Origin of the sequence: Pelomonas sp. KK5 (genome assembly GCF_001984095.1) — a bacterium.
In the GTDB taxonomy this organism is placed as follows: domain Bacteria; phylum Pseudomonadota; class Gammaproteobacteria; order Burkholderiales; family Burkholderiaceae_C; genus KK5.
This window is the reverse complement of sequence record NZ_LYVQ01000234.1, coordinates 1-10,091: the sequence shown is the minus strand read 5'-3', so window position 1 is coordinate 10,091 and position 10,091 is coordinate 1. Positions and strand designations below refer to the sequence as shown.

The 10,091-nt window shown below is 71.2% G+C and carries 8 protein-coding genes; 2 read left to right on the top strand and 6 right to left on the bottom strand.

Going from position 1 to position 10,091, the window contains the following annotated elements; all coding sequences use genetic code 11:
- Together B0W88_RS26035 and B0W88_RS26030 are read left to right on the top strand one after the other, a co-directional pair.
- A partial coding sequence (locus B0W88_RS26035) for a prolyl oligopeptidase family serine peptidase (protein WP_144006979.1) occupies positions 1–1,169 on the top strand: 1,169 nt, incomplete at its 5' end.
- Between the two features lie 69 nt (positions 1,170–1,238).
- On the top strand, positions 1,239–3,128 hold the full coding sequence (locus tag B0W88_RS26030; protein WP_158080946.1) for a diguanylate cyclase: 1,890 nt from the start codon (positions 1,239–1,241) through the stop codon (positions 3,126–3,128).
- Between the two features lie 28 nt (positions 3,129–3,156).
- Here the strand turns inward: B0W88_RS26030 and B0W88_RS26025 are convergent, their stop codons facing one another.
- From B0W88_RS26025 to B0W88_RS33845, 6 genes are all read right to left on the bottom strand, one after another.
- Positions 3,157–3,870 carry an RNA polymerase sigma factor FliA gene (locus B0W88_RS26025; protein WP_077037506.1) on the bottom strand — a complete coding sequence of 238 codons (714 nt, stop codon included), beginning with the start codon at positions 3,868–3,870 and terminating at the stop codon, positions 3,157–3,159.
- A gap of 33 nt (positions 3,871–3,903) precedes the next feature.
- A complete protein-coding gene (locus B0W88_RS26020; RefSeq protein ID WP_077037505.1) occupies positions 3,904–4,722 on the bottom strand; it encodes a hypothetical protein in 819 nt (272 codons plus the stop codon).
- A 24-nt stretch (positions 4,723–4,746) separates the two neighbouring features.
- Positions 4,747–6,414: a flagellar biosynthesis protein FlhF gene (gene flhF / locus B0W88_RS26015; RefSeq protein ID WP_077037504.1), complete on the bottom strand. Its 1,668-nt coding sequence runs from the start codon at positions 6,412–6,414 to the stop codon at positions 4,747–4,749.
- Positions 6,411–8,498, bottom strand: a complete 2,088-nt coding sequence (gene flhA / locus B0W88_RS26010) for a flagellar biosynthesis protein FlhA (RefSeq protein ID WP_077037503.1) — start codon at positions 8,496–8,498, stop codon at positions 6,411–6,413. Before flhA ends, flhF begins: the two co-directional genes overlap by 4 nt.
- A 5-nt stretch (positions 8,499–8,503) precedes the next feature.
- Complete coding sequence (gene flhB, locus B0W88_RS26005; protein WP_077037502.1) at positions 8,504–9,709, bottom strand: flagellar biosynthesis protein FlhB; 1,206 nt, start codon at positions 9,707–9,709, stop codon at positions 8,504–8,506.
- Positions 9,710–9,815: 106 nt separating this feature from the next.
- The coding region (locus B0W88_RS33845) for a hypothetical protein (protein WP_158080945.1) at positions 9,816–10,091 on the bottom strand (276 nt) is incomplete at its 5' end.

Sequence of the window (10,091 nt, the reverse complement as noted above, 5' to 3'; positions counted from 1 at the left end):
CCGGCAGCCTGCTCGCGCTGCCCTTGCCGGGCCGCGATGATCCGGTCGAGCCGATCTTCGTGCCAACGCCGCACGAGGCCGTCGACGCGGTCTTCCACCTGGCCGTGGCCGGCGACGCGCTGTGGTTCGGCGTCATGGACGACGTCAATGGCCGGCTCTACCGCAGCCGGCGCACGCCGCAAGGCTGGCAGCGCCAGGCGCAGCCGCTGCCGCCGCACGCGGCCGTGCGCCTGCTGACCGGCGAGGCCGCGCCATCGGCGGTGCTGGTCAAGACCGAGAGCCTGCTGGAGCCGCCCGAGACGACCGTGCGCAACGGCCGCACGGAGGCCATCGCCAGGGGCCATGCGGCCTTCGACGCCCGCCCCTTCCTCACCGAACAGCGTTTCGCCACCAGCCGCGACGGCACCCGCGTGCCCTACTACCTGGTGCGCCGGCGCGACCTGAAGCCCGACGGCAGCGCCGCCGCGCTGCTGAGCGGCTATGGCGGCTTCGGCGTGTCCTCGCTGCCGGCCTACCTGAACAGCGAGTTCCACACCGACCTGGCCGAGCCGCTGCTGCGCCACGGCGCGGTCTTCGTGCAGGCCCACATCCGCGGCGGCGGCGAGTACGGCCCGGCCTGGCACCAGGCGGCCCAGGGCCGGCTGCACCAGCACGGCATCGACGACCTGATCGCCGTGGCCGAGGACCTCGGCCGCAGCGGCTGGGCCGACCCGAGGCGCCTGGCCTTCGTCGGCGCCAGCAACGGCGGCCTGCTGGCCACCGCGGCCGGCGTGCAGCGGCCCGAGCTCTGGCGCGCCATCGTCGCCGACGTGCCGCTGACCGACATGCTGCGCTACCACGAGCTGTTCACCGGCGCGGTCTGGATCGACGAATACGGGGACCCGCGCAAGGACGAGGACCGTGCCGCGCTGCTCGGCTGGTCGCCGCTGCAGAACCTGCGCGAAGGCGTGCGCTACCCGGCGATGCTGCTCACCACCTCGTCGTCGGACGACCGCGTCCACCCCGGCCACGCGCGGCGCTTCGCCGAGGGCCTGCGCAAGCTGGGCCAGCCGGTGCTGTTCCGCGAGAGCACCGACAGCGGCCACGGCGGCGCGGCCTCGCGCGAGTCGGTGGCCGGGCTGCGGGCGCTGCAGACGGTGTTCCTGGAGCGGGAGCTGGGCCTGCGCTAACGTCCGACCTGCACTGACCGCCGGCCCGGTCATTGACGCCACGGCGACGCCGATGCGAGCATGTGCCCGATGGATCGCCGCGAAGAAGTACAAGACGCCCGCCTCCCGGAGACGACCGGCCTCCCGCCCGCCCCGATGCCGGGCCGCATCGTCGGCTGGGTGGTGCTGGGCAACCTGCTGGTCGCGGCCCTGCTGGTGCTGGCCACGCTGAACAACCTGCACGACAGCCGCCAGGAGGAACTGGCCCGGCTGCGCGAGTCGGCCGACAACCTCGCCCACGGCCTGGCCATCGAACTGGCCGCCGAGATCCGCCTGGTCGACAACGCGCTGGCCACGGTCGCCGCGCGCCAGCTGGAGGGCCGCGACGAAGCGCACCGCACGCGACTGCAGCACGAGGCCATGCGGGAGCAGGGTCAGCTCTTGCCCTTCGCCACCGCGCTGCGTGCCGCCGATGCCGACGGGCGGGTCGCCGTCGGGCTGGCGCCCGGCGAGCGGCCCTTCGCGATCGAGGACCGCGACTACTTCCGCCAGGCCCGCGAGGGCCGCGGCTCGGTGATCTCCGAGCCCGTCTTCAGCCGCGCCTTCCAGGGCTGGTGCATCATCATCGCCCGGCCGCTGTTCACCCACCTGGGCGAGTTCCGCGGCATCGTCTACGCGGTGCTGGCCAGCCAGCATTTCCAGCAGCTGTTCGCGCGGCTCTCGATAGGCAATGACAGCGCCGTCTCGCTGCGCTCCGACGGCCTGCGCCTGGTGGCGCGCCATGCGGCATCGGCGCCCGCATCGACCCAGGGCCTGGGCGCCGTCGACGTCTCGCCGATGCTCCGCCAGAAGCTGGCCGCCGATCGCGAGCGCGGGGCCTACGTCATCGAGGCGCCGCTGGACGGCGTCGAACGCATGATCGCCTACCGGCGCGTGGCGGGCTATCCGCTCACCGTGTTCACCGGCCTGGCCACCAGCACCTACCTCGCCCACTGGCGCGCGGACCAGCGCCGCCAGTGGCTGTTCACCGGCGCGGTGATCCTGATGGTGGTCAGCGGCTTCGGCTACATGCTGCTGCAGCAGCGCCGCCAGTACGCGATCAGCGTCTACGCCACGCGGATCGCGCACGAGCAGGCGGTGGTGCTGGACAACGAGCTGGTCGGCATGCTGCGCGTCAAGGACCGCAAGGTCGTCTGGGCCAACCGCGCGATCCATCGCATCCTCGGCCACCCGGAGGTGGTCGGCGAATCGACGCGGCAGATCTACCCGGACGATGCCAGCTTCGAGATGGTCGGCCGCCTGGGCTACGAGGCGCTGCAGCGCGAGGGGCGCTTCCGCACGCAGCTGAAGATGCGCCGCGCCGACGGCAGCGACATCTGGGTGGACCTGAGCGGCGCGTCGCTGGGCGACGCCGAATCGGTGTGGATGGTGCTCGACATCGACCAGCTGAAGAACAGCGAGGAGCGCGCCCAGTACATGGCCCTGCACGACCCGCTGACCGGCCTGGCCAACCGCCGCCTGTTCGAGGAACTGCTGCGCCAGGCGGTGGCGCTGGCGCGGCGCCAGAAGGACAGCCTGGCCGTCTGCTACATGGACCTGGACGGCTTCAAGCCGATCAACGACCGGCACGGCCACGAGGCCGGCGACGAGGTGCTGCGCGAGGTGGCGCACCGGCTGCAGCACGAGCTGCGCAGCAACGACTCGGTGGCGCGCCTGGGCGGCGACGAGTTCGCCTGGCTGATGGCCGGCGTGCAGGACGCCCCCACCGCGGTGGCCAGCCTGGAACGCTGCCTGCAGGCGATCCGCCAGCCGATCCTGCTGGCGGGCGGATCCACGGTCAGCGTCGGCGCCAGCATCGGCATCGTGCTCGCGCGCCGGCATGAGCTGCTCGTGGACGACCTGCTGGCCGAGGCGGACGACATGATGTACCAGGCCAAGCGGGCCGGGCGCGGGAGGATCGAGCTGAGGGAGCTGGGCTGAACCGGGCTTCGAGGCCGTCAGCGGAGGATCACCACTCCCGCAGCTTCACCCTCAGCCGTGCGATCGCCTGGCTGTGCAGCTGGCAGACGCGCGATTCGGTCACCTTCAGCACGACCGCGATCTCCTTGAGATTCATGTCGTGCTCGTAGTACATGCTCATCACGTACTGCTCGCGCTCGGGCAGGTTCTTGATGGCGGCCACCAGGGCCTCGCGCATGCGGTGGTCCTGCAGCACGGCCATCGGGTTGTTGGCATGGTCGGCCACGTGGCGGTCGAGGAAGTCGTCATCCCCTTCGTCGCCGGACATGTCCTCCAGGTAGATCAGCTGGGTGCCACGCACCTTGCCGAGCAGGTCCTGGTATTCCTCCAGCGTGGTGCCCATCTCGGCGGCGATCTCGCTCTCGTTGGGCGCGCGGCCCAGGCGCTGCTCGAGCTTGTGGACGGCGCCCTCGATCTCGCGCTGCTGGCGGCGGCTGCCGCGGCTCATCCAGTCGCCGCCGCGCAGCTCGTCGAGCATGGCGCCGCGGATGCGCTGGGTGGCGAAGGTCTCGAACTGCACGCCCTGGCCGCTGTCGAAGCGGCTCATCGCGTCGGTCAGGCCGATCAGGCCGACCTGGATCAGGTCGTCGATCTCCACGTTCGCCGGCAGCTTGGCGATCATCTGGTGCGCAAGGCGGCGCACCAGCGGGCTGTATTGCCGGATCAGCGAGTTGCTGTCGAGTTGACCTTTGGCTGTGTACATGGATCGAAGGCTACTACTTCTTCAGGCGGATTTTCACAGCGCGGATGTTGCGAGCAGTGACGACGACAGGCTCGCGCGGGGTCGCAGCGGCCCGGCGTCGGCCGCTGCGGCCTGCAGCGCGGCCCCGGGCGGCGCCACGGTCAGCAGCTCGCGGGCCAGGTGGCGCATCTCGGGGCTGATCGGTGCGGCAATCGGCGTGCGCGGGTCCATGCAGGCCCAGTCGCGCAGCACGGCGCCCAGGAAGGTCTCGCCGCAGGAGCTGATCTGCTGGGCGATGCGTTCGGACAGGCGCAGCTGCGGCGAGCAGGCCATCAGCAGGCTGTAGACCATCAGGCCGGCGCGCTGGGCCAGCCACTTCATGCCGGCATAGGCCTCGGTGACGCTGGCCAGGTCGGTATCGGCCAGCAGCAGCGGGCGCAACTCGCGCAGCGCGACGACGCGGGCCAGCTCGGCGGCGCTGGCATGCAGCACGATGACCTCGGCGTGAGGCACCGCCTCGGTCACCGCTTCCAGGAAGCGGGCGGCCGAGCCTTGGGCGTTGATGTGGCGCATCGGCAGGCCGCGCGCGGCCAGGTAGGACACGTCACGCGAGAGCCGCTCGACGCAGGCACCCAGGTCCACCGAGGCCAGCTCGGCGGCGCGCGGCGCGCTCTCGGCGGCGTCCACCACGAGCGTGTGCAGGCCCCGCTCGGCGAAGGCGGCGCACAGGCCCTCCAGCAGCACGCCGGATTCGATCACCCGCGGATTGGCGACCACCGGCACGAAGCGCACGCGCGAGGCGGCGAACAGCCGGCGCAGGCCGTCGGCCTGGTCGCCCGGGCGGGTGTCGAAGTGTTCTGCTTCCCTGTACATAACCCGTTACCTGGACGTATTGGATCAGAAAGCCGCGGCCATGGCATCGGCCGCCACCGGCGCGCCGGCGAAGATCAGCTTCACCTCGGCGCTGTCCATGCGCCAGGCGCCGCTGGCCGGGGTACGCAGCGCGCGCTGCATCAGCGCCTGGGCGCCCAGGCGGTGCCAGTCTTCCGGCACGCGCTGGCCGTTGGCGACGGCCAGCACCTTCAGGCGGTGGCGGATCATGGTGTCCAGCGCCGGGGCCAGCTTGACGGCCTCGTCGATCTTGGACAGCACCACGCCGTGGCAGTCGGCGGCGCGCCAGGCGTTGACCACGTCCTCGATCGTCTCGCCCTGCTGCGCGGCGTTGACCACCAGCAGCTTGCGGATGCTGCGGTGGGTCAGCATGTCCAGCAGCTCGGCGCAGCGGCTGTCGCGCTGGGCCATGCCGGCGGTGTCGATCAGCACCATCTTCTTGGCCGACAGCAGCTCCAGCAGGTCTTCCAGCGAGGCGCGGTCGTGCGCGGTGTGCACCGGCACGCCGAGGATGCGGCCGTAGGCGCGCAGTTGCTCATGGGCGCCGACGCGATAGGCGTCCAGCGTGATCAGGCCGAGGTTGGCGGCGCCGTAGCGGGTGGCGAAGGCCGCTGCCAGCTTGGCGGTGCTGGTCGTCTTGCCGACGCCGGTGGAGCCGATCATCGCGAACACGCCGCCCTGCTCTTCCAGCGGCGGGTTCTTCTCGTCGGTGATCAGGTTGCGCGAGAGCACCAGCTGGGCCCAGGCGTTCTCGTCGGGCATGTTGGCATCGCCGAAGGTGGCGGGGCAGGCCTCCAGCAGCTTGCGGGTCAGCGCGGGCGAGAAGCCCACTTCCAGCAGCTTCTGGATCAGCCGCGCCTGCACCGGCTGGCGCTGCAGCTTCTCCATGAAGGCCAGGGCGCCGAAGCGCTCCTCGATCAGGCCCTTCATCGAGCGCAGCTCGTTCATCATGTCGGCCTGCTCGCGGCGGCCGCGGTTCGGGATGTCGGCGAGTTCCCGCTGGATCGGGGCGGCGACAGGCTCGGGCAGGCGGATCTCGTCGCGCAGCACCGGCGGGGTCGGGCGGCGGGCCGGCGCGACCGGGCGCACCGGCTCGGGCGCGGCGACCACGGCGGGCGCCGGACGGCGCGGCTGCATCGCCTGCAGCGCAGCCTGGGCGCGCTCGCGGCGGGCGCTCTGCAGCGAGCTGCTGTCGTCGACCATCGGCTCGGGCGCGGCGCTCATCGTCGGCTCGACATGGGCCGGGGCATCGGCATTCAGCTCGGCCTGGCGGCGCTTGAGCACGCGCTCGCGCACATAGTCCTGGAAGGACAGCGTGCTCATCGCCAGCGTCTGCACATCGGCGCCCACGTCCGGCGCGCCCATCGGATCCTGCAGGCCGAAGCTGGGCTCGCGGCGGGCGCGTTCGGCGAAGCTCGGACGGGCGGTCGGCGCGGGTGCGGCCACCTCGGGGCGCACGGCCACGCGGCTCGGCGCACGCGGGGCGGCGGCCACGCGCGGCGCGCGGCTGGCCATGCTCTCGATCTGGCCCATGCCTTCCGGCGCCATCGCCAGCACCTCCACGCCTTCGGCGCAGGGCTTGTTGGACAGCACGACGGCGTCGTCGCCGAAGGTCTGCTTGACCAGGTTCAATGCCTCGCGGGAGGTGCGAGCCGTAAAGCGCTTCACGTTCATGCTGTGCTCCCGATGATGGAACCGATGCGGATGGAATGGGTTTCAGGAATCTCGCTGTGGCCCAGCACCTTCAGGCGCGGCGCAGCCCTGCGGAGGAGCCGGGCCATCGGCGCGCGGATCGGGTCCGGCACCAGCAGCGCCGCGGGCACGCCGCGGTCTTCCTGGGACTGGGCCGTCTGCGCGGCGTTGCGGGTCAGCGAATCGGCGACGCCGGGGTCCAGCGCGGCGCCATGGGGCGAGTTCAGGGCCTGGGTGACCAGGCGCTCCAGCTCGGGCTCCAGCGCGATCACGTCCAGCTCCTTCACCGGGCCGTAGATCTGCTGGACGATGGCCGGCGCGAGCTGGATGCGGATGCGGCGGGCCAGCTCGGCGGGGTCGGTCGTCTGGGTGGCGTTCTCGGCCAGGCATTCGACGATCGAGCGCATGTCGCGGATGTGCACGCCCTCCTCCAGCAGCAGCTGGAGCACGCGTTGCAGGGTGGCGATGCCGATCATCTTGGGAATCACGTCTTCGATCAGTTGGGGCGCCTGCTTGGTCAGGTGGTCCACCAGGGCCTGGGTCTCCACGCGGCCCAACAACTTGGCCGCGTGCACTTGCATCAAGTGTGAAAGATGCGTGGCCACCACGGTCGAGCAATCAACAACCGTAAAGCCGGCCATTTGGGCCATCTCTTTTTGCCGTTCCTCGATCCAGGTGGCGGGCAGGCCGAAGGCGGGGTCGGTCGTCTGGGTGCCGATCAGCTTCTGCGTGGCGTGGCCGGGGTTGATGGCCAGCCACATGCCCGGGAAGGCCTCGGCCTCGCCGATCACGGCGCCGCGCAGCGAGAAGCGGTACTGGCTGGGGCGCAGCTCCAGGTTGTCGCGGATGTGAACGGCCGGCGGCAGGAAGCCGACTTCCTGGGCGAACTTGCGGCGCACGCCCTTGATGCGGCTCAGCAGGTCGCCCTCCTTGGCCTTGTTGACCAGGGTGATCAGCCGGTAGCCGACCTCCAGGCCCAGCACGTCCACCGGCACCAGGTCGTTCCAGCTCGCCTCGGCATTGGCCTCGGGCGCGGCCACCTGCGGCATCGCGGCGCGGGCCTTGGCCGCGGCATCCTTCTGCTGCTTGGTACGCAGCCACCAGGCCAGCCAGCCCAGGCCGGAGGCGATCAGCAGGAACACCACATGCGGCATGCCCGGGATCAGGCCCAGCGCGCCGATCACGCCGGCGGTGATCGCCAGCGACTTGGCCGAACCGAAGACCTGCGAGCCGATCTGGCTGCCGACGTCCTTGTCCGTGCCGACGCGCGAGACCACCATCGCCGCCGCCACCGAGATCAGCAGCGCCGGCACCTGGGCCACCAGCGCGTCGCCGACGGCCAGCAGGATGTAGGAATCGGCCGCCTGGCTCGCGGAGAGCCCGTGCTGCGCCACGCCGATGATGAAGCCGCCGACGATGTTGATCGCCAGGATCAGCATGCCCGCCACCGCGTCCCCGCGGACGAACTTGCTGGCACCGTCCATGGAACCGAAGAAGTCCGCCTCGTCGCCCAGCTCGGCACGGCGGCGCTTGGCCTCGGCCTCGTTGATCAGGCCGGCGTTGAGGTCGGCGTCCACCGCCATCTGCTTGCCGGGCATCGCATCCAGGGTGAAACGCGCGCCCACTTCGGCGATGCGCTCCGCGCCCTTGGTGACGACGATGAAGTTGATCACCACCAGGATCGCGAACACGATCAGGCCGACGGCGAAGTTGCCGCCGATCAGGAAGTGGCCGAAGGACTCGATCACCTTGCCGGCCGCGCCGGTGCCGGTATGGCCCTGCAGCAGCACCACGCGGGTGGAGGCCACGTTCAGCGACAGGCGCATCAGCGTGGTCAGCAGCAGCACGGTCGGGAAGGCGGCGAAGTCCAGCGGGCGCACCATGTGGGCCGCCACCATCATCACCATCACGGCCATCGCGATGTTGAAGGTGAACAGCAGGTCCAGCGCGAAGGGCGGCAGCGGCAGCACCATCATCGCCAGCACCATCAGCACCGCGATCGGGGCGCCGAGGGCGGAGACGATGGCGGCGCGCGGGCCCAGCAGGGACTGGAGGCGGGCGATCATCGGGTTCATGCTTGTTCACCCTCTGCGGTGTCGGTGTCGAGGAAGTCCTCGTCGGCCTCGGCGGCGGCGTAGCCGGGCTTGTTGTGCGGGTCCAGCTCGGGCGGCACGAAGGGCTTGGGCAGTTCCTGCGGCGCCTGGCCGCGGCCGGCCATCGCGGCCTTCAGCTGGTAGACATAGGCCAGCACCTGGGCGACGGCGCCGAACAGCGCGGCGGGGATCTCGCGGTCCAGCTCGGCGTGGGCGTAGAGCGCGCGGGCCAGCATCGGCGACTGCAGCACCGGCACCTTCGATTCCTTGGCCAGGTCGCGGATGCGCAGCGCCAGCAGGTCGGCTCCCTTGGCCACCACCTTCGGCGCACCCATCGAGCCCTCTTCGTACTTCAGCGCCACCGCATAGTGGGTCGGGTTCATCACGACCAGGTCGGCCTTGGGCACGGCGGCCAGCATGCGGCGCTTGGCGATCTCGCGCATCTTGGCGCGGATGCGGCCCTTGATCTGCTGGTTGCCTTCCAGCTCCTTCATTTCCTGCTTGGCTTCCTCGCGGGTCATGCGCAGGCGGCGCAGGTGCAGCGTGCGCTGCAGCGGCACGTCGATGGCGGCGAACACCGCCAGCGCGATGGCCACCAGCGCCAGGCCGCCCACCAGCTGCTGGCCGGCATAGGCGATCGCCGAGGGCAGCGGGACGGACATGATGCCCACGTAGGCCGCGATCCGGTCCTTCAGCACCAGCGCGCCGACGATGCCCAGCACCAGGGCCAGCAGCGCCGCCTTCAGCGCCTGGCCGAGGCCCTGGCCGCTGACCAGGTTGCCCAGGCCCGAGATCGGGTTCAAACGGTCGAAGCGCGGCATCAGCGGCTTCATCGTCCAGTTCCAGCCGCCCGAGGCCAGCGAGCCCGCGATGGCCAGCAGCACCAGCAGGCCGCAGACGGGCAGCATCAGCATCAGGAACTGCTGGGTCAGGCCCGACAGGCGCTCGCCCATCGCCGCCGCGGTGCCGACGTCGCGGACGTCGAAGCGCAGCGCCTGCGCCAGCATCAGCCGCAGCGCGTCGATCACCCGCCCGCCACCGACGGCCAGCACCGCACCGCCGCCGACGATCATCGCGAAGTGCTGCAGGTCGCGCGAGCGCGGCACCTGGCCCTCGGCCCGAGATCGCTGGATCTTCTTGGCTGAGGCTGGGAGGTTGCGGTCCTGGGCGGATTGGTCGGCCATCTTGGGTGTCGGGAACGGGCATGGACGCCCGTCCCTCCATTGTTTCCAAGGGCCGGAAAAACTTGAGCCGGATCAGAGGGGGGATCGCCCCGCTATTCCCGGCGCCCTAACGCTCTTTCGCAGCGGCTTCCAGCTGCCGTCGAAGTTCGGGGTTAGCGGCCAGGTCGAGCTGGCCGGCCGGCCTGCCGTCGTGCAGCAGGCGCAGCGGGGCCGCGGCCGCGGCCGGCGCGGCCGAGGAAGCCAGCGCATCGCGACGGGCGGCGAAGCGCATCTCGGCGCCGGCGGCCGCCTGCCGGGCCAGCTCGGCATCCAGCCGGGCGGCCAGCTCCGTACCCAGGCGCTCGCGGGTCAGTTGCACGACGCCCTCGGGCAGCGGCAGGAG

What these genes read in the sequence shown, in the direction of transcription:
- flhB (WP_077037502.1), bottom strand. Translation starts at nt 9,709, where the DNA reads ATGGCCGACCAATCCGCCCAGGACCGCAACCTCCCAGCCTCAGCCAAG.
- flhA (WP_077037503.1), bottom strand. Translation starts at nt 8,498, where the DNA reads ATGATCGCCCGCCTCCAGTCCCTGCTGGGCCCGCGCGCCGCCATCGTC.
- B0W88_RS26030 (WP_158080946.1), top strand. Translation starts at nt 1,239, where the DNA reads ATGGATCGCCGCGAAGAAGTACAAGACGCCCGCCTCCCGGAGACGACC.
- B0W88_RS26020 (WP_077037505.1), bottom strand. Translation starts at nt 4,722, where the DNA reads ATGTACAGGGAAGCAGAACACTTCGACACCCGCCCGGGCGACCAGGCC.
- flhF (WP_077037504.1), bottom strand. Translation starts at nt 6,414, where the DNA reads ATGAACGTGAAGCGCTTTACGGCTCGCACCTCCCGCGAGGCATTGAAC.
- B0W88_RS26025 (WP_077037506.1), bottom strand. Translation starts at nt 3,870, where the DNA reads ATGTACACAGCCAAAGGTCAACTCGACAGCAACTCGCTGATCCGGCAA.